This is a genomic window from Nitrosomonas halophila, from assembly GCF_900107165.1.
Taxonomy (GTDB): domain Bacteria; phylum Pseudomonadota; class Gammaproteobacteria; order Burkholderiales; family Nitrosomonadaceae; genus Nitrosomonas; species Nitrosomonas halophila.
In genome coordinates, this window is record NZ_FNOY01000057.1 from 1 (window position 1) to 19,427 (window position 19,427).

Below are 19,427 nucleotides of genomic sequence, written 5' to 3' on the forward strand. Positions count from 1 at the left end.
ATTGTTTGTATGTTCGTTTCTGTCCCATGCTAACACCTCAATAGTTGATAAATATTATCTCTTATTAAAGTGTCCGGTGCTATTAGACCACTACAAACGGCCAGAGATATTGGTGTTAATGAAAACACCTTACATACTTGGATCAACAAATACAGTCGACCGTCAGGGCAGGATAAAGCGGTGCGTACTGATGATCATTTGTATGAAGAATTAAAGCGCCTGAAGAAAGAGAATGCTCGCTTGACCGAGGAGCGTGATTTATTAAAAAAGGCAGCTGCGTACTTTGCCAAGGAGCAACGGTGAAGTACGCATGGATCAAACAGCATGTTAAGGAGTTTTCAGTCAACTCGATGTGCCGGTTTATGGCAGTTTCTCAAAGCGCTTACTATGCCTGGCTGCACCGTGTTCAAACCACCAGGGAAAAGGATGATATTGAGCTCGCGGCAATTATCCGGGACGTGTTCGGGAAGAGTCGTGCTACCTATGGTACCAGGCGTATCCAGAAATTGATGGTCAACCAGGGCCGAACCGTCAGCCGTCGGCGGATAGGCCGATTGATGCGAGAAGCCGAACTGGCGTGTAAAACAAAGAAAAAATTCAAAGCCACTACGGATTCCAGGCATGATTTGCCCATCGCACCCAATCAGCTGGAACGGCAATTTAACGTGCACCAGCCCAATCAAGTGTATGTGGGCGACATCACTTATATTCATACTCGGGAAGGTTGGCTGTATTTAGCTGTAGTGATTGATCTGTATTCACGGCAAGTGGTTGGTTGGTCAATGGCAGAACATATGCGAACAAAGCTGGTAAATGACGCCTTGATGATGGCTATTTGGCAGCGAAAACCTGCAAAGGGCTTGCTGTGGCATAGCGACCGCGGTAGTCAATATGCATCAGAGAGCCACCGGGCGTTATTAAAACAGCATGGCATCCGGCAGAGCATGAGTCGCAAAGGTAACTGCTGGGATAATGCGGTATCGGAAAGTTTCTTCCATACCTTGAAAACAGAGCTGATACATCATCAGATCTATCAAACTCGAGACGAAGCTAAACAAGCCGTGTTTGAGTATATTGAGGTCTTTTACAACCGCGAGCGACTGCATTCAGCCAATGGCTATTTATCGCCACTAGACTTCGAATTGCAGCACAAAGCTGCTTAACATTGTGTCCAGAAAAGTGTTGACACATCAAATATCCACTTTCAAAATTTCCTAACCTGCTATTAAAATTAAACGTGATAAATCTGGCGATTATTAGCGAGTTTTAGCGATGATAAAATAAAGAGTGTCATATTAAATCTGTAATCCGCAGGACACTAGTTCGAGCCCTAATCAGAGAGCTATAAATAATTCTTACCGCTGGATACATGATAGCCGGTCTCGGTTGATGAAGATGGCGCGTCTAGATAAATAGGCAAAACCCTACCAAACACAGATTGTGAAATCGATTTTCACATATTTGGTTAACAAAAAGGGTTAGCTTCATATTGTGCATAAACACTTCCATCCCCTCCAGGGTAGTTACTGTAGACATGCTGGTAAACCAGATTTGCCCTCTCGCCAACTTCGTCATCAAAATAGACTTCTTGCGGCAACCATTGCAAGCTGTCAAAAATGATGGTTTTTATCTGTGCAGTCACTTGCGTGCTTTCGCGCCACCTTTCGATTTTTAACTTCTCTTTTTTAAGTGTGTCTAATGTTTTGATTGCCACTTTCTTGACTACCTCGACTTCCTTTTTAGAGAGAGAGGGCTTCTTCAGCAGGTCAAATATGGCAAGCGTTTCCTCATCCAGATCCTCGAAAATGGCACAGGATTCTTCCTTGGACATCCCCTTCATAAATTCTTGTAGATCATCAAAAGCTTTTTGGACACTCTGCAGGTCTTTACCCTGATTGTAATCTTCAATAATTTTCTTGTATTTCTCGTAGAACTCCAGCCGCAGCGGATTCTGCTGTACCATTTTTTCTAGCTTGCGCTCGATGGCTTCCTGGAAATCGAACACCACTATGTTCTTGTTATTCGATTTCTGAAAAGCCTGGCGCAACTTGTCAAAATCCAGCTGCCCTATATCCACGTAATCATCATCACTGCAGGTTGAATCTTCAGTCGTGACGCTCATGTTCACTTCCTGCTGAAGTCTACGGATCACGCCGGTAATATCCGCACCTTTGACCTTCTGGTTTAGTTGCTCGTCGAATGAAGTGGGTTTCTAGAATCAGGTATTTTCTCAAACTATAGTTGAAGCTTGAGGTTTTTATGGCCCGAAATCTACCAGAACGGGCTATTTATGGCAGTATTGGCCAGAATTCCGTAGAGCTTCTTTACCAAAACCAATCACAACTTGTTGTTTCATAATAAGATAACTGGCACTCAGGCAGACCTATATAGTTGTTTGCGTAAAATGAATGAGCAACGGCAAAGTGCCTATCGACAAATATTCGAGACGCAGCTTGCGGAAAAAATCGCCTGATGAAATACGCTCGGCAACTAATAAGGCCCGGGTGCTAGACACTATCACTCCCACAAAAGAACCCACCCCCAGCGGTAAAACCGCCAGGGATGAATTCGGTTCGACTCAATCACAACCCGCGACAGTTCAACATAATCGGGGATGAAGCCAGTGAGATCATCATGGCTTACGGCAGCGCTGATTCATAACAGAAAGACTCGTAACCACGAATTCTGGAATACTCAGAATGGTATTCACGAAATTCGGGTTCAATGCCCCGCTGTCTCATTGCTGCTAGAAATATAGACAGATCCACATCCTCTTCCAGATAAGCATAATCACCCCGCTGATAGCTGAAAGAAGTGATCTTTTCCGCGATGCCAAGCTCAACCAGTAGATGTTTGGGCACCCGGAGCCAACCGTGACCGGCATCAGCATAAAAACTGAAAGAAGGTTTCATAGTAGCCCCCTTTCCGCAAAAGAAATTGCGTCGGTCCCTCCAACCACAAAATGATCCAGTACCCGCACATCGACCAAAGCAACCGCTGACTTGATAGTGTGGGTCAATTGGATATCTGACGTGGATGGCTCAGTTTCACCCGACGGATGATTGTGAGCCAGAATGATTGCCGCAGCATTGACGGCAAGCGCTCTTTTGACAATTTCCCTGGGATAGACACTTGCCTGGCTGAGTGTTCCCCGAAACAGTTCTTCGGCCGCAATCAGTCTGTGCCGGTTATCCAGCCAGAGACACCAGAATACCTCATGCTCCAGGCTTCCGATTTTCGAGCAAAGAAACTGTTTTACGATACCAGGAGAAGACAAGACTTCGCCTGATTCCATCCGTTCCTGAAAACAGCGGGCAATAAGCTCCTTGGCGGCAAGCAGGCTTGGATGCAGCGGGTAGGAAGCAATTGCTTCGCCTGTTGCCAGTCCGTTCCTTGTCACACTAAAACCAAACAGCTCTAAAAGCGATCTGGCCCCCAGATTACCGGCGGATTGTTTGCCGATCAGCAACGTCAACAGCTCGACATTGCTCATTTCATGAAATGGCTTCATGGTCACTCCTTGAAGATGGGGCACCACGTTCCCGACCGGGAAGCAATGCCCCGGTTCGGGAAAAAGCATGGGGATGCACCCATGCCGCTTGGTTGCTGTTTGTTTCACTTCCCCAGCTTGGAAGATCCGTCATGGCACGGCCATGAACGTAAATTCCGCTTTTTATGAAGCATCTTGATGATGCGCCAGGGAAAACGGAAGGGTGGAACGATGAAAGCGGCAACCTTTCGGCTACCGCTTTCTTGATTTTTTTGTTTAAGGAAGATCGGCAGCTTGCATAGCCTGGCCACATATCCCGGATTCGGGCTGTGCGGGTTTACCAGCCGACAGGATTTTGTCGGCTGCACCAAAAATACGCTGGATATTTTTGCCAGTGAGCCGTTTGGATTCTGTCCCTTGCATCCAATGCTGAATGTATCCCCGGCTTTCGGCCAGACCTGGCAAACCCAGCGATGCACAGCACAGATAAGCCACCGACTCGGCCTCGACTTCGATGAGACTGTCATCGAGCACCTGGTCATCGGAGAGCATCGCCGCTTCTGTATGAAGCAAACAATGGGCGATTTCATGAAAGCGTGTTTTCCATGGCAACGGATTGAGCGGATTGACCGCGATCACGCCCTCGCATGGCACTGAATAACCCATTTTGTTGCCATTCATATCGGAAAAGACTTCTTCCCGAAGACCCAAGGCATCCAACGCCGCCACACGGCTCCATTCCGGGATCAACAGATCGGGTTCGTATGCTTCACCCTCGGTCTGATCCAGGCTGAACCAGTGGTTCCTGACCATGAAACCTATCCGGATATCTTCTGGGTCGGTTAATGCTCCGGATGCATCCTTCTTCCGGTACATTCGCGGCATGAGCAAGGACAGGGCCTTTTCTCCCTTTTTCACCTGCCTGCCAAATTTCTTCCATCCGTTGTAACTGGCAATGGGAGAGATCGGCAGGCCGCGTGCTTCGAGCTGCGCTATTGCCCACAGCCTGTTTGAGATGCTGTAGTTGTGAAACATCGAATAGGCAGCCGATAATCTACCTGGCAGAGTCAAGGCGTCTGCCAAGAGTTGTTTCCAGTCTGGTGTATGCATTTTTGGTATCTCCAAGAAAGCGGAGACACCCAACCCTTGCGGGAATGAATATCCCCGCGTTGGGTTTGAATGTTTCTCAGTAAAACTGCCTTGCAATCTGGCAAGACAGTCATTACGCCTACTTACACGACAGCAGCAGCTTTTGCCGATGCCTTCCGCTTTTTCCTGGTCGGTACTGCCCTGCGAGAAATACTAACGCCACGCCGTAGGTACGTCGGGGTTTCGTATTGCTCCCAGTCCTCATGAATGGCCGGTAAGGCCTCGATCCATTGGGCCGATTGCACCTTTTTGGTCCGTTCCAAAAGAAACAGGCAAGTGAAGGCGATACAAAAAAACAGGATTTCCATGATGCACTCCTTTTGAATACGAGCACACCATGACCCCTGCGGGAATGGCATCCCCGCACAGGGTTGATGAATCCAGCTGGTTGCCAGGTAAACGTTACTTGCTGTTTGTTTAGCGAGTTCAGCTAGCTCGATGACCTTCTGAATAATCAGAAAGAGACATCCGGTTTTCCACAGCGCACCTCGATGCGCTAGGGAAAACCATCCGCTCCCGAAGGAGCGGATGGTTTTCGGTTACTACTGCAAATCAAGCTTCTCTTTGATGCGGCGGTATTCACGCATAAGAGATCCAAGACTGTCATCCGTGAAGTCGGCTTCAAGGCGGATATACACTTCATCCAGCGCCTCTATAGTGGTGGCTTGCTCCATTGCATCGACTGCCACTCTCAGCACCGGATCACTATCCTGGTTCCCGCTTGGCTTGGCGGTAGTAGTCCTGGATGGTTTATCAGAAGAAGGGATAACTTCAGCTTCAGTCTCTTCCTCCACATCAACTGGCGCGTAACTACCTGTTGCAGCCTCGAACAGATCGAGGTGCTGTCCCTTGCCTTGCTCCAATACTGCATCGAGCGACAACGCCGTGGCCAGCTCGGGGGATTTTGGCAGGTATTTGCATAGCCTGCGGATAGCGGTCTTCAAGCCCATGGCAACAAAATCGGTGTCCCACACGGATTCCTTCCTGTTCCGTTTGGCCGACTGATAACCCGGCGAGTTGTCGCGTATCCGCTCCACTTCACCAAGACTCATTGCCACAAACGTACGGCTACCATCCTTGAAAACAGCAACCGCATAAAAACCCGCGATGGCACCCCGCTCCTCATCGGATGCTGGAAAACCTCCCGCACTGGTCATGGGCTTGTGTTCAAGGCTGCGCGCCATGCCGAGATTCAATGTGAACGTATCGTTCAACCTGACTTCGTGCGCATAGATGTCCTGAACCAGGCCGCTTTGGCGCGCCAGCTTGATCAACCCGGTGTAACCGGGAATCAATTGGCATTCGCTTTTGAACGGAACCAGATGGGCTTCCCCCATCAGTCCAACTTCCAATCCAAGCTGCGATGACTGGATGATTGCCGCAAAAACGGAACGGGGATCACATTCACCCAATTTGGGGTTCATGCGAAACGCGGTCAGGGCAACCCTTGCCATCCGATCCGGATTGATATGGCGTGGCAGCGCCCGTTCGATTTCACTCTTGTATTTTTCCAGCAAAGCTGGAAAACCTTTGGCTTCACTCTCACCGTTACCAGCTTGGGTACGGTTGATGTTTTTCAATGCTTGTAAGGCCATGATGCCGCTCCTTGAAATCACGGAAACACCATGGCCCCTGCGGAGAGCGGTGTCCCCGTGGGATGGATGAAGCACCAGGCGGTATGACCCGCTGGTGCGCTGAAAGACTGTTTGTTTGAATTCGCCAGTTACGAATTTTCCGCTGCTGAAAGATTCAGAAGCATGAAACCGGATATTTTTGCACAGCGGACAACCGATCCGCTCTGCAAAACCATCCAGGAGAAGAAGCCCCACCCCGAAGGGCAGGACATTCTCATTATGCGACTGTGGCACGCACATTCTCCGGTTGAAACACCTGCTTACCATGTTGGCGCAGCAGATCGTTCCAATCCAGCGACTTGCGCCCGGCCGGAATTTCACCTTCTGGCATGACGAGGGAAACTCTGATCCCCATCTTCCAGAGCCTTTGCACAAGGATTCTTGCCGCTTCCTGTCCGTGCCCCATGGGATGCCGCGCGGTCGGGCGATCCTTGTCGGCAAAGATCAGAATTTTTTCTGTGGTAACGGGTGGAGTGAATTTTTCCAGCAACACGGCATTGATCACACACCATACTGGTAAATCCGTTCCTTCCCTCACCGCCAGCGCGGTTTCCAGTCCTTCGGCGATGGCAAGTAAGGATGAATCCGATTCATTCAGACGGATCGCCCCGCCTGTGATCGTCCGGTTGCGTGGATAGCGCATCAGCTTCCTGGGAGATTCCACGGGCGCCTTGCTGCCCTCCTTCGTCAGATAGGTCCGATGAAGTGTCACCGGTCTACCTGCCGTGTCCGAAACCAGCGCCAGCATGGCCGGGTAGTCACCCACCCAATGCTCACCATCAAAGTAGGGCAATGACGGATGGAACCTGACTACCCTATTATCCGGCAACAAATCGATGCCACGCCGCGCCAGATAACACCTAGCCGGTTCGGCCCCGTCGTCATGGAGCGAGATGGATTCCTTCCACACTCGATTGAGCGCCTGGCGCAGCTTCTCATCCTCGCGGCCATGTTTTAGCAATGACTGCCTGGCGACCGGTTTCGATTTGTGCCGGGTGCCAAGATAATCCGTAACTGCCTGTAACGCGGTCTTGAAATCCCAACCATTGATCCACATCAGGGTGGAAAACCCGTCCGGAAAATTACCACAGGTATTGCAAATCGAGCCGCCAGACAGATTGACGTCCCGAAAAACTCGAAATCCGTCCTTTCCGCCATGTACCGGACAGGGAACATGGCGACCGGCACGCTCAAAGGCGGGCGTGATCGGTGGGGCCAGGGTAATCAATATTGCACACCAGCGTCCACGCGCCAGTTCTCTTGCTTGGTCTGCATTCATGGTTCTTCCTCCAAAGAAGAACCCGGACAAGAGCATCCCATTCCCAAACGGGGGAGGGCTCTCCCGTCCGGGTCGGATTAAAAATAGAATGGCTCGTTAGGGCCGGTGTGCCCCGACGATTGCGCCTTGCCTGATGCCTGTCACGTAATGCCTGATAAATCGGGCATCGTTGACCGTCGAGCTTCCTTGCTCGATCCTTTTCAGTACACGATCGAATTCGCCCTCACCGACCGGATCGGTACAGTGATAGTGCAAACACATCGTCTCGATGCCCTCGTAAGTAGCAACGAATGCCCTATCTTCGCACCCGATCACGGTCAGTCCGGATTCGATCTGCCAGGCTTTTGCGTTGGCGGCTTCATCCGGGAAATTGTTTTCGAGCGTAATCCAGTCGTTGTTGACCAGTCCGTCTTTCCAGATGGCAGGTAGAATGACTTGATAATTCATGCTGGCCTCCCCTCAGAAAGGTTCATTTTCATCGGCAGTGGATGGGTTACCACTGTCGTGCCTTTTGCCGCTGGGCAGCATTTTCATGCTGTCCGCGACAATCTCGGTCATGTACCGGGTTTCTCCGTCCTTGTCCCAGGACCGCGTTTGCAGCCGTCCCTCGACATAGGCAAGTGATCCTTTTTTCAGATACTCACCCACGACTTCGGCCAGTTTTCCGAAAAAAACGATCTGGTGCCATTCCGTTCTTTCCTGTTTTTCGCCATTTTTCTTCCAGGTTTCGCTGGTGGCGATCCGTGTGCGGGCAACCGCATCACCTTCCTGTGTGTAACGGATCTCCGGATTGGTGCCGAGAAATCCGATCAGCTGCACTTTATTCAACATGGTTTGCTCCTTGAATAAGAAAAAGGCCAGAAATGACACCGCTCCCCACCGGGAAATGTGTTCTCCCGGCCAGGGTTGAAGCCGACAGCCGGCCGCCCGGACTGTCTGATAGCGCTGCTTGTTTTGCGAGGCCAGCTGCCTCGATGTCTTTCCGATTCAGCCGGAAAGAACGATCCAGTTTTCCTCGACACACCTGGATGCGTCCAGGAAAACCCCCGCACAGGTGCAGGGGTGTTCAAATATCCGCTGTTACTCCATTCAGCCATCGAGGCTGAAATTTGCCGCCCAGCGCGGTAGGTCTATCGTTTCGATTTCCCCGCCGGGTTGATAGGACGGCCAGAAATTGTTTCTGCGACACCAACTCAGCAATTCCAGTGCCGCACGGTACTTCTCTCTGCCGATCTCCAGCATTGCCTGGCTGGCTCGATAAACGGCAAGTGCATACGGCGCTTCCTTCTCTATGGCGATGAAATAGAACGGTACCGTTTCGCCGGATAATGTCTTCATGCCATCCTGATAGAATGCCGCTTGCACGTCGTAGCCCTGTGTGGCGATGGCTCTCGAGAAACCGTCCGCACTGGCATCGACGCAAGTTTTTATATCGACTATGCCCGCAATCGTTTCGCCCTCGGCCGCCAAAAAATCGGGCCGCATTTTGCATTCGATTCCGGTCCGCTCATCCCGCCAGAAGCCGGAAGTTTCTGCCAGGCCGTCACCGAGCAATCGCCTGGCACCTTTATGCTCGCGCACGGCCAGCACCATCTTGCCGATGGCCTCCATCTGGTCGGGTGTCAGGATGATTTTTCCGGTGTGTCCGGTTTCCCAGGCCAAGGCTTGGGCTTTGCCTGCCTTGGTCCGCCGGTCGAATTTCGGGGCGACCACAAAGGTTTTTCCAAACAACTCCCATTCGAGCAGCGCTGTATGAAAAGCCGTTCCCAACTTCATCGCCACTGTCGGCTCAGGCGGATAGGTTGCGTAATCCTGGTAATGCGCAGGGGAACGCATGATGCGCACCAGGCTGGAATGGCCAATGGCGGGATGGCTGTGATAATCCGCAGCCGGCAATGACTGAAGAAAATCCGGATGAAACCCACTGATTGGGTTGGTTACGACTGATGTGTCCATCGGTGTCTCCTCTTTGTTTGACTGCACGAAGACACCTTGGCCCCTACGGGGAGTGATGTCCCCGTAAGATTTTCGAGTGAAGATAAAAATTGCTGTTTGTTTGACTTCCTCAGCTGGGAAGATTCTGTCTTTGTCACAAAGGCAGAATACGCAAAAATTCTATCGTGGATAATTTCTGATTGCGAACGTGAAACAGTGCGTTTTTGTGCTTTTTTTGGCCGGAATTTTCAAATGTACGCAAATAAAATCCCATGATCAGACATTCAGGCGAGGTCATCATGGCAAGCGACAGATCCACCAAAAGCCGCCCTTATGTAGTGCAAAGCCTCAAGCTACAATCCTTTCATGCGCAACAGGTCTTCCGGCGAGGATTCGATTTGTATACCGATGCGATCTATTCACTATCGGTTGTGTTGCGTGCGGTCGGCACTGAAGATCAAGTACGTGCCATGGAAGAATTGATCGATGATCGGCTCAACAGAGCCCAAAACGATATTCGCAACGAGATTGCCCGCCTCGAAAAAGTGGTTGAAGACAACGGCATCACGCTGGATCGCGTCAATTACTCCGAGCCGCTCGTCGTGGAAGCCAAGATATCGTCCCATCGCTCCGCACGTTATGCAGGCATTTTGCATGAGTTCGACGGATTGATCGCAAAACTGGATGCGCTCTGGTTGTCGGGCATGATTCCAGACAATGAATATTCCCGTATTCTGTACGAGTGGAAGCGCAGAATCCTCAAAATTGCCAGCAGCGCCAGAGGCACTGTGCGACAGGCGATGATTGATTCCAGAAAGCAGGCGCAACAAGAAAGTCCTAATCAGAACATGCAGAACAAAACTGCCGGTCAGATACTTTCCGGCGGCACTGAGCCCATCATCAATGGTGAATCAGGTATCGATGAAATATCGATGGGTAATGCCGGCGAAATGCCCGAAAGCGGCTCCAAACTGTTCGGGTGGCTACGTTAGCAGAAATAGTCGATTAACTACCGGATCATTCAATTTTCGTTTGATTTGAATGAATCGGCGATACTCACAGGGAAAATTATCTATGGAAACTGAGATTATCGATCGCCTGGCCAATGAACTTGCCCAGCGCATCCAGGTAAACACTATTCCCATACAGCATGATCTATGGGATGCCCAAACGATAGCACAGTACCTCAAAGTCACCCCCAGGCATGTCTTGCAACGTTACACGCCGTTACCGGATTTTCCCCAACCGATCCGATTGCCCAGTGCAAAGGGTAACGGTCAGCCCCGCTGGAAAGCAAAGGAAATCATTGGGTGGGCCGAAGGGTATCAGGAAAACAGACGTTTCTGATGATGGGAAATGACCGGGGGAGCAAATCACCGCTTCAGCTGCTGCCGGATTACCTCGAAGGTGACCGGGACCCTGTACAAAATGACGATGTCACTGCCCACCTTTGTCTATAGTCCATCTTGCGAGTTTCGCCGCTAGATTGCTTGCTGTCTCGTTGTAATAAACCATCAGCATCCGTAGGTCACGATGCCCGACCATACGCGCCAATTCAAGCACGTCGAGTTTTGCAGCCAGTCTTGTAATGGCTTCATGGCGGGTATCATGAAAATGCAAATCCTCGATCATGGCGTTTTTCTTTGCTTTTCTGAAGAGTGCGTCGATCTGAGAAGTGGACAACTGGAAAACAGACTCATTGCCTTCTCCCTTGATCAATTGGAGTTGTTTGATGATTCTCAGCGCTTCGGGTGTGAGTGGAACGTCTCGTTTTGCAGCAAGTGTTTTGCCACCACCATTCCCAGTTCCCCGTATTTTGAGATAAGAGGCCTCCAGAAAAACATCATTCCATTGGAGCGCACAAATTTCACCTGCCCGCATAGCCGTCTCAATGGCAAACAGCATCGCAGCGCCTACACGAGCGGATATCGTCATCGGCATAGTTTCATGATCATAACCAAGCGCCCATAAAAGCCGCTCCAGTTCCTGCTCACTGATTCTTCGGTCTCGTGGCGGAATTTGCTTGGGACGTCGCACATCCCGCAACGGATTCTCCTTGAGCCAATTCCATTCCCGAACGGCTACGGTACAGGCATTAGAAAGCAAGTTCCATTCTCTCAGCACTGTCGCAGCGGAAACCTTCGCCAACCGACGGTCGCGCCAATCTGCAAAATGCCGGCTTGCCAATTGCGGCAAGCGAACATGTGCAAGCGGATCCTCGCATAGGTTGGCAAGTCGTATCTGCTCCCATCGAACTCCCCGTTTTGTAGGCGAAACTTCCCTTGCATAACGGTCAAGCAGATCCCCAAATGATTTGTCCGGAATTTCCCCCCTGGACTCGGCTAAAAATTCCGCTTCGGTTTTAGTTGCCCAGGCCTGGGCTTCTGCCTTGGTAGAAAAGCTTGCTGATTTACGAATGCCCTGACGATATACAAATACTCGCCAGGATTTTCCTCTCTTCTGGAAAGTGGCCATGCTTGTGGTGTAACCATGGTGTAATTTTGGTGCAGTAATTATAAGATAAATGCACCAAAATGCGGTATTTTGTTACACCGGAAGGGTTAGCACAAACCACCTAATTGACTGAAATTAAATGATTTGTTACTGATTGTGATCCCATGTGTTACGATGGGATGGTGCCCAGAAGAGGACTCGAACCTCCACACCCGAAGGCACATGGACCTGAACCATGCGCGTCTACCAATTCCGCCATCTGGGCATATTTACGATTATCATTCCCTTAACTAGGATTAGTTAGGCATAATAACCGCAGTGAAGATCGCAATTTTATAGGAAACAGTCGATTTGTCAATCAAGAGAAAAAAAATCAAGAAAAACCGGTTACGTGACCTCGACCCATACCTTGAGCGCGAGCGCGAGCGTTACGGTGGGGTGGCACTTCCCAGCCGCGAGTTCGTGCTGCAGATCCTGGAAAAACAAGGGGTGCCAGTCAACGAAACCAAGCTGCTCGAATTGCTGGATATCACCGACGAAGAAACGGAATTCTTTTATCGCCGCTTGTCCGCCATGATACGCGCCGGTCAGATTATCCGTAACCGGAAGGGTGACATCTGCGTCACAGAGAAACTGGAACTCATTAAGGGCGTCGTACAGGGCCATAGCGATGGATTTGGCTTTCTGGTTCCGGATGACGAGAAAGGGGATTTATTTTTAAGTCCCAAAGAAATGCACAAAGTGCTGCACGGTGATCGCGTCATCGTGCGCGTCAGCGGAATAGACCGGCGGGGTCGCCGCGAGTGCAAAATCGTCGAAGTATTGGAGCGCGCCAATACCAGCCTGGTTGGACGGGTTTATACCGAACATGGCATATGCCTCGTGATACCCGAAGACAAGCGCATCAACCAGGAAATCCTGATTCCCAAGGAAGGCGCCATGCAGGCCCGCTCCGGGCAAATCGTTGTCGTCAGCATCATACAGCAGCCCAACAACCGGGCCCAGCCTATCGGCCATATTGTGGAAATATTGGGCGATTATGCAGCGCCAGGCATGGAAATCGAAATTGCATTGCGCAAATTCGATTTGCCTCATCAATTCCCCCCAGACGTCGACAAAGCTTCTACCAAGTTTCCCAAAAGGGTTCTGAAAAAGGAACTGGTCAAACGGGAAGATATCCGCCATTTACCACTGGTCACCATCGACAGCGAAACCGCACGCGATTTCGATGATGCCGTTTATTGTCAGCAGGAAGGCAAGGACTTCAGATTATTTGTGGCCATCGCTGACGTCAGTCATTACGTGTCCGAGCAGGACGCGCTCGACAAAGAAGCGTTCAATCGCGGCAACTCGGTTTATTTCCCCAGGCGGGTGATTCCGATGCTGCCGGAAGTGCTTTCGAATGGCCTTTGTTCGCTCAACCCACAAGTAGATCGCCTGTGCGTGGTCTGTGAAATGTATTGGACGGCCAAAGGCGAGCTCATCGAATATCGATTCTATCCGGCGGTCATGCATTCCCATGCCCGGCTGACCTACAACCTTGTCGCCACGATGCTGGCACAGCCGAAGGGTTCTGTTGCCAAGCAGCACGCCCAGCTGCTGCCACATCTTCGGTTGCTGAACAAACTTTTCAAGGTATTGCAAAGATCCCGCAAGAAACGGGGGGCAATCGATTTTGAAACGATTGAAACCGAAATGGTTTTCAATGACCAGGGTAAAATCGAACAAATACGCCCGGTGCAGCGCAACGATGCGCATCGCTTGATCGAAGAATGCATGTTGGCCGCCAACGTCTGTGCCTCAGATTTCCTGCAGACACATCAACAACCCGTGCTCTATCGAATTCACGACGGCCCAACAGAAGAAAAACTGCTTGCGCTGCGGAATTTCCTGAAAGAATTCGGATTACAGCTACGTGGCGGCAGCGAACCCCATGCCAAGGATTACGCCCGCACGCTTACCCGCATCAAGGACCGGTCCGATGCGCAGCTGCTACAAACCGTCATGCTGCGCTCCCTTAGCCAGGCGATGTACAGCCCGGACAACATAGGCCATTTCGGCCTGGCGTATGAAACCTATACCCATTTCACTTCGCCGATCCGGCGCTACCCTGATTTACTGGTGCATCGCGCAATCAAAGCCACGCTCGCCGGCCAGCATTATTCTCCCGGAGACTGGCACGAGCTCGGCAAGCATTGCTCGACGACCGAGCGCCGTGCGGATGAAGCCACACGGGAAGTTGAATCCTGGCTGAAATGCTTTTACATGCAGGATAAAATTGGCGACAGTTTTGATGGTGTAATCAGCGGCGTCACCGGTTTTGGGCTATTTGTCGCCCTGGATGATATTTATGTCGAAGGCCTGGTGCATATTTCAGAGCTGCCCAGCGATTATTTTCATCACGATCCGGTAAAACATGTGTTACGCGGGGAACGCAGCGGCAAGAGTTTCCGGCTCGGCGACAGACTGCGAGTGAAACTCGTCAGGGTAGATCTGGAAACCCGCAAGATTGATTTTGTACTTGTGGATACACAGAAAAACTGAACGACCATCCTTTTCATCTTCCAACCATGACCACTTCGCACTATATCTTTGGATTCCATGCCATCACCAGCCGTTTGCGCCAACACCCGGACAGCATCAAAGAAATCTACCTGGACACCCATCGCCAGGATCAACGCGCACGCGATTTAATCAAGCTGGCCGAGAATACTTCAACCCGCTTGATTCTTTGTGATCCGGACAGGCTCGGCAGAATGACGGGCACCGTTCACCATCAAGGGGTGGCCGCCCATGTCACGAAAACACATCAGCCTGCCACGCTTGAGGATTTGCTGGAGGCATTGACCGAACCTGCCCTGCTGCTCGTACTGGATGGCGTTCAGGATCCGCATAATCTGGGCGCCTGTCTGCGTGTGGCGGATGCATTGGGTGTGCACGCGGTCATCGCGCCCAAGGATCGTGCCGCGGGCTTGACAGCAACTGTCCATAAGGTCGCCAGTGGTGCCGCCGATACGGTCCCTTTCTTCGCCGTGACCAACCTGGCCAGAACCCTGCGCGAACTCAAGGATATGGGCATCTGGATCATGGGCACGGCTGCTGATGCCGATAGCAGCCTGGATAACATGACGCTCTCTGGCCCGATCGCCTGGGTGCTGGGTGCCGAAGGAGAAGGCATGCGCCGTTTGACACGTGAAACTTGCGATCAGCTCGTGCGCATCCCCATGGTCGGGCATATCGAAAGTCTGAATGTTTCAGTCAGCGCCGGTATTTGTTTGTTCGAAACCTACCGCCAGCGCGTCCACAATACCTGACATTTGTCATCGGCACCATGACGATACAAGGGCTCGTTAATGAATAACTTGAGCATACGCTGGGCTTCAGATATGCTGCCAGCCGCTCTCACGCACAACCCGTACAAGCTCAAGCAAATTACGCGCACCGATCTTGCGCATGATATTGCAGCGGTGAACTTCGACTGTACGATAGCTGATGGTTAACTGGGTGGCGATTTCCTTGCTGGAAAGCCCCTGAGCAGCCAAGGTCGCCACTTCTCGTTCGCGCTTGGTGAGTTTCTCGAGGCGCGCTTTCGCTTCATGATTAGGCTTGCTGGCCTTGTGCCGCATTTCCTGCTCAATGAAGGCCGCACGAATACTGGCAAGCAGTTTGGAATAAGTCACCGGTTTACTGAGAAAATCCACCGCACCAGCTTTGATTGCCCGGACACTCATCGGAATATCGCCATGCCCGGTCAGGAAAATGATCGGCAATGTGCATCGACGCTCAGCAAGCGCTCGTTGCAACTGAATACCATCCATGCCCGGCATGCGCACATCCAGAACAAGACAACCGGTAAAATCCGGTTGATAGACCGCCAGGAAATCTTCCGCACCACTGAACAAGCAGGCATGAATTCCGGCTTGTTCAAGCATCAGTGCAAACGCATCCCGCACGGCAGGGTCATCATCCACAACATAGACAACCAGTTGCTCTGAATTCATCAACAGTCCCTCCATCGAATGCGCCCGCCTGTTGTGATACGCCTGCGCCGTACAACATCCCTCCTCTTGCTACCAAGCAGCTTTGATAGAAACGACCATAGGTCTCTACCCACTTCCCGATGGCAACACTCATAAAACACAATATGCCTTCATACAATTTTCGATAGGATTTATGAAGCTTGGGATAACTCCCCGTCAGTGTCATGGTGCGCAAGCGCACCCTTGTACTGCTTAATTCATATATCAACAATCGAGCCGCGATACCTACCATCAATCCGCCATCAGCCAGGAAACGCCCATCCTATGCAAACGGCAGCGTGAAACAAAATCTGGCGCCCTGGCGATAATCCGCATCGACCCAGAGGTGGCCGCCATTGGCTTCGATCAATGCATGGCAAATGGGCAAACCTATCCCGATACCGGTGGGTTTGGTGGTAAAGAAGGGTTCAAATACATGTCTGGCAACTTCCTGATCGAGTCCAGGACCGTTATCCTGCACGGTGACTTTGGCCATGCTTTGCTCGGTCAGACTCTCGGTACGAACCGTGATCGCCGCGTCAGCGATACAGACCGCGCGCATCGCCTCAATCGCATTCCCGATCAGATTCAGCAACACTTTCTGCAAATGGACACGATTGGCGTGAACGGCTGGCAGATTGGCCTGCAATTCAGGCAACAAGATAAACTCACCCAGCGCTGCGTCCCGTGCATCCTTTAGCACGCCCGTCACGATTGCATTGAGATCGAGCGCTTCGGTTTGCACGCCGCCTTTCTGCAGGAATACCAGCAATTCATGCAAGCTGCGACCAGCCAACTGCGCCTGCATGACACAAGCTTCGAGCGCACACTTCATTTTATCCATTTCGAGGGGACCTTGTTGCATGGTACGCAAGGCCACCTCACTATAGATAGAAATAGCGGTCAGTGGCGAATTGAGTTGATGCGCGATGGCCGAGGCGGTACTTAACGCCACTTGTTGCCTGAAGAAAGTCTCGGTCTCGTTCCTCTGTACCAGCAGATTATTTTCGAAAATCTTACGTTCGGTGATATCGCGCACGGTGCCGACCAGTCTTGTGGCCTGCCTGGCCTTGAAATGCACGCGCCCAACGATTACCACCCAGCGACTGGCTTGGTGAGTGGCATTTTGGCGCAGCCGGAACTCGACATGCAATCGGCCCTCCCCATCCGGATTGGTCGCCTGTTCAAGTGCGTTCCCGAACAAAGGGCGATCGTTGGGATGAATAATTGCCAGAAATGCATCATGGGAAATGATCCTGCCACCCCCATTTCCACAAATCTCACTGAGCCGATCATCACAGTATATTACTTTGCGCCGGCAATCACAGTCGAATACCCCGAGGCCTGCTGCCTGCTTGGCCAGCAGCAGGCGCTCCTCGCTGATTCGCAGCGCCTGTTCAGCTTGACGCCGCCGCGCCGCGGCATCCAATGTAACCAGAATGCAAAGTCCTGTCGGCAAAACAATCGGACTCAGAGCAATATCCACTGTCAATTCCTGTCCATCGCGCCGCAGCATGACCAGTCCCTTGCCATCCCCCAATGATCGCTTTCCGGGATTGGCAAGAAACGCATTAAGGTAAGACCGGTGGTGTTTCCGAAAACGTGCAGGAATGAGTGACTCAATTTCCAGCGTGCAAAATTCAGCTTCAGTATAGCCAAACAGATCTTGCACGGCTGGATTGGTCAACAATACCCGCCCGCTGTGATCGACCAACAAACAGGCCTCGGGCAAAGCAGTAAACAACATGTGCAGACTGATACCAGACATGCGGTCAGCCGCATCTACATCAACACTTGGCTCAGAGCTATGCATGGATTCTCAATGATTCTCAACATTTCTTGGCACCCGAGAGATCATCATACACAAAAAATACGACTAACTAAGTGTCCGTACGTATTTTTTTGTCAAATAATTTTTAGTAAATTAATAGCAACAAAAGGAAGCTAAAAAATATAACCACTTCAGACAATACCACTCGAGCAGGAGGTTAATTTGAAAGCGACCGTTTCACAGACCAAGGGCAGCAAATTATCGGTAACGGGCAAAACGACCAGATCCCGGTCCAAGACAAACCCGACGGCGGATCTGCAGGCGCGCATCGAGATTTCAGCTTATTACAAGGCCGAGGCACGTGGGTTTGCGCCGGGGCATGAACTGGATGATTGGTTGGCAGCAGAAAAGGAGACAAATCAATGAAAGCGCAATCGATTCACAAACAGCGAAACAAAGTACCCCGGGCGGCTGGGCATATCAAAGATGAAGTTGCGGTATTGGTTCTCACGGAAGATGGCAGGATTCAGAATTGCAATGATAGCGGTGCGAAATTACTGGGCTATCAGCCAGCCAAATTGGATGGCCAGCATATTTCCGAAGTATTGCCGCAATTATCTGAAATCACCCTGCGCAAGGGTGAGCGGGTCAACCCGTATTTGCGCTTTCTTTCGCGCATCGGCCATCCTTTCAATGTGGTTGGCAACAACAATATACAATTTTCCGGTGAGCTTTTCTTCAATGATCTGGAACACCAGGGCCAGCATCAGACAGTGGTCATGATCCACCCTATCGATCAGGCCAAAAGCTGGCATTAGCCAATACTCGCCTAACTTCTAGCTGACCAATCATTAAGGAGTAGCTATCATGCCTGAAGAAAGCAAAGAGGATGTTCCGGTAACCACCAGCAAGGAACCCGCTAAATATGCATGGCCGTCAATCCATCCCATCACCGAGATGGAGCGGGTTTTCGATCGCCTGTTCCACCCGCGCTGGCCATCATTATGGCGGCGTGACGCCTCAGTGTTCGACAACGTCTTTGAAACCGAAGGCCAGCGCCTGCCCAGCCTGGATGTCATCGACCGTGACAACGAACTGCTGGTCCGAGCAGAGCTGCCGGGCATCGAGAAAAAAGACCTGAATATCTCGGTCACCGGCAATCTGCTCTCGATCAAAGCCGAATCCAGTCATGAAAAGAAGGAAGAAAAGGGTGATTATTTCCGGCGGGAAATTACCAGTTTCTCCTTTGCCCGTTCAATCATGCTGCCGAGCACAGTCGATGCCTCCAGGACAACCGCATCATTAAAAAACGGCGTCCTGGAAATCATGCTTCCCAAAATGGAAGCATCAAAACGGCGCAGCATTGAGGTTCAATAACCCATCAACACACAGCCACCATATCAAACCGTTATCGGGGCATTCACATTGGATGATTCCGGTGGGCCTCGATAACATCGTCAATCCCTAAGAAGCTGTTTGGAAATGCCGATCCCAAGTCAGTTTACTTAACGCTTTGGCAACTGTAGCGCTATTGTTACCGAAAAGCATCTGGATGGCCGCGGCCCGTTGGGCCTCACCATAATACGTTTCAAGTCAAGTAAACTCTCTAGTACCCAGCATCCGAAATATATCCGATAACCTATACGAGCAAAGGTTTGCCAATATAAGTCCAGCGAAACGACTTTGCCAAGGTTTC

At 51.0% G+C, this 19,427-nt stretch carries 21 protein-coding genes and 1 tRNA gene; 8 read left to right on the forward strand and 14 right to left on the reverse strand.

Annotated elements, in window-relative coordinates; translation table 11 throughout:
• Positions 1 to 51 precede the first annotated feature (51 nt).
• A protein-coding gene (locus tag BLV85_RS11330) for an IS3 family transposase (RefSeq protein ID WP_425433807.1) occupies positions 52 to 1,163 on the forward strand; the annotation gives its coding sequence in 2 pieces (ribosomal slippage) (positions 52 to 256 and positions 256 to 1,163; 1,113 coding nt in all).
• A gap of 302 nt (positions 1,164 to 1,465) precedes the next feature.
• Here BLV85_RS11330 and BLV85_RS11335 read toward each other — a convergent pair.
• From BLV85_RS11335 to BLV85_RS11380, 10 genes are all read right to left on the reverse strand, one after another.
• Entirely contained in the window at positions 1,466 to 2,128 is a 663-nt protein-coding gene (locus BLV85_RS11335) for a DUF3387 domain-containing protein (RefSeq protein WP_143032332.1), read from the reverse strand.
• Between the two features lie 511 nt (positions 2,129 to 2,639).
• Entirely contained in the window at positions 2,640 to 2,912 is a 273-nt protein-coding gene (locus tag BLV85_RS11340) for a hypothetical protein (RefSeq protein ID WP_090415240.1), read from the reverse strand.
• Complete coding sequence (gene radC, locus BLV85_RS11345) at positions 2,909 to 3,511, reverse strand: RadC family protein (RefSeq protein WP_245725195.1); 603 nt, start codon at positions 3,509 to 3,511, stop codon at positions 2,909 to 2,911. Before radC ends, BLV85_RS11340 begins: the two co-directional genes overlap by 4 nt.
• A gap of 255 nt (positions 3,512 to 3,766) precedes the next feature.
• Entirely contained in the window at positions 3,767 to 4,600 is an 834-nt protein-coding gene (locus BLV85_RS11350) for an ArdC-like ssDNA-binding domain-containing protein (protein ID WP_176974025.1), read from the reverse strand.
• Between the two features lie 122 nt (positions 4,601 to 4,722).
• Positions 4,723 to 4,947 carry a hypothetical protein gene (locus BLV85_RS11355; RefSeq protein WP_090415245.1) on the reverse strand — a complete coding sequence of 75 codons (225 nt, stop codon included), beginning with the start codon at positions 4,945 to 4,947 and terminating at the stop codon, positions 4,723 to 4,725.
• Positions 4,948 to 5,181: 234 nt separating this feature from the next.
• On the reverse strand, positions 5,182 to 6,234 hold the full coding sequence (locus tag BLV85_RS11360; protein WP_176974026.1) for a recombinase RecT: 1,053 nt from the start codon (positions 6,232 to 6,234) through the stop codon (positions 5,182 to 5,184).
• A 256-nt stretch (positions 6,235 to 6,490) separates the two neighbouring features.
• Complete coding sequence (locus BLV85_RS11365; RefSeq protein WP_218132823.1) at positions 6,491 to 7,552, reverse strand: DUF7146 domain-containing protein; 1,062 nt, start codon at positions 7,550 to 7,552, stop codon at positions 6,491 to 6,493.
• Positions 7,553 to 7,648: 96 nt separating this feature from the next.
• Positions 7,649 to 7,999, reverse strand: coding sequence for a hypothetical protein (locus BLV85_RS11370; protein ID WP_090415253.1), 351 nt, complete (start codon positions 7,997 to 7,999; stop codon positions 7,649 to 7,651).
• 12 nt (positions 8,000 to 8,011) lie between these two features.
• A complete protein-coding gene (locus tag BLV85_RS11375) occupies positions 8,012 to 8,383 on the reverse strand; it encodes a single-stranded DNA-binding protein (RefSeq protein WP_090415256.1) in 372 nt (123 codons plus the stop codon).
• Between the two features lie 258 nt (positions 8,384 to 8,641).
• Positions 8,642 to 9,508: a PD-(D/E)XK nuclease-like domain-containing protein gene (locus BLV85_RS11380; RefSeq protein WP_090415258.1), complete on the reverse strand. Its 867-nt coding sequence runs from the start codon at positions 9,506 to 9,508 to the stop codon at positions 8,642 to 8,644.
• Positions 9,509 to 9,759: 251 nt separating this feature from the next.
• On the opposite strand from BLV85_RS11380, the gene BLV85_RS11385 reads away from it, so the two are divergent.
• Both BLV85_RS11385 and BLV85_RS11390 read left to right on the forward strand, forming a co-directional pair.
• Positions 9,760 to 10,479, forward strand: a complete 720-nt coding sequence (locus BLV85_RS11385) for an AcaB family transcriptional regulator (protein ID WP_090415260.1) — start codon at positions 9,760 to 9,762, stop codon at positions 10,477 to 10,479.
• 82 nt (positions 10,480 to 10,561) lie between these two features.
• The gene (locus BLV85_RS11390; RefSeq protein WP_090415262.1) at positions 10,562 to 10,834 is read left to right on the forward strand and encodes a hypothetical protein; all 273 of its coding nucleotides are present in this window, start codon (positions 10,562 to 10,564) and stop codon (positions 10,832 to 10,834) included.
• Between the two features lie 90 nt (positions 10,835 to 10,924).
• Here the strand turns inward: BLV85_RS11390 and BLV85_RS11395 are convergent, their stop codons facing one another.
• Positions 10,925 to 11,962, reverse strand: a complete 1,038-nt coding sequence (locus tag BLV85_RS11395; protein ID WP_090415264.1) for a tyrosine-type recombinase/integrase — start codon at positions 11,960 to 11,962, stop codon at positions 10,925 to 10,927.
• Between the two features lie 159 nt (positions 11,963 to 12,121).
• Positions 12,122 to 12,206 (reverse strand) — tRNA-Leu (locus BLV85_RS11400).
• 86 nt (positions 12,207 to 12,292) lie between these two features.
• On the opposite strand from BLV85_RS11400, the gene rnr reads away from it, so the two are divergent.
• Both rnr and rlmB read left to right on the forward strand, forming a co-directional pair.
• Complete coding sequence (gene rnr, locus BLV85_RS11405; RefSeq protein WP_090415266.1) at positions 12,293 to 14,485, forward strand: ribonuclease R; 2,193 nt, start codon at positions 12,293 to 12,295, stop codon at positions 14,483 to 14,485.
• Positions 14,486 to 14,511: 26 nt separating this feature from the next.
• Complete coding sequence (gene rlmB, locus BLV85_RS11410; RefSeq protein ID WP_090415268.1) at positions 14,512 to 15,255, forward strand: 23S rRNA (guanosine(2251)-2'-O)-methyltransferase RlmB; 744 nt, start codon at positions 14,512 to 14,514, stop codon at positions 15,253 to 15,255.
• Between the two features lie 66 nt (positions 15,256 to 15,321).
• Here rlmB and BLV85_RS11415 read toward each other — a convergent pair whose 3' ends face one another.
• Together BLV85_RS11415 and BLV85_RS11420 are read right to left on the reverse strand one after the other, a co-directional pair.
• On the reverse strand, positions 15,322 to 15,942 hold the full coding sequence (locus tag BLV85_RS11415; RefSeq protein ID WP_090415277.1) for a response regulator transcription factor: 621 nt from the start codon (positions 15,940 to 15,942) through the stop codon (positions 15,322 to 15,324).
• A 301-nt stretch (positions 15,943 to 16,243) separates the two neighbouring features.
• Positions 16,244 to 17,773 (reverse strand): PAS domain-containing sensor histidine kinase, encoded by a 1,530-nt coding sequence (locus BLV85_RS11420; protein WP_090415269.1) that lies wholly within the window; start codon positions 17,771 to 17,773, stop codon positions 16,244 to 16,246.
• A 180-nt stretch (positions 17,774 to 17,953) separates the two neighbouring features.
• Here BLV85_RS11420 and BLV85_RS15495 point away from each other — a divergent pair, with 180 nt between their 5' ends.
• The 3 genes from BLV85_RS15495 to BLV85_RS11435 are packed head-to-tail and all read left to right on the forward strand — an operon-like array spanning position 17,954 to position 19,108.
• Entirely contained in the window at positions 17,954 to 18,157 is a 204-nt protein-coding gene (locus tag BLV85_RS15495) for a DUF2934 domain-containing protein (RefSeq protein WP_218132824.1), read from the forward strand.
• Entirely contained in the window at positions 18,154 to 18,549 is a 396-nt protein-coding gene (locus tag BLV85_RS11430) for a PAS domain-containing protein (RefSeq protein WP_090415273.1), read from the forward strand. The genes BLV85_RS15495 and BLV85_RS11430 overlap by 4 nt, the downstream gene beginning before the upstream one ends.
• A 49-nt stretch (positions 18,550 to 18,598) precedes the next feature.
• Positions 18,599 to 19,108 carry an Hsp20/alpha crystallin family protein gene (locus BLV85_RS11435; protein WP_090415275.1) on the forward strand — a complete coding sequence of 170 codons (510 nt, stop codon included), beginning with the start codon at positions 18,599 to 18,601 and terminating at the stop codon, positions 19,106 to 19,108.
• Positions 19,109 to 19,427 lie beyond the last annotated feature (319 nt).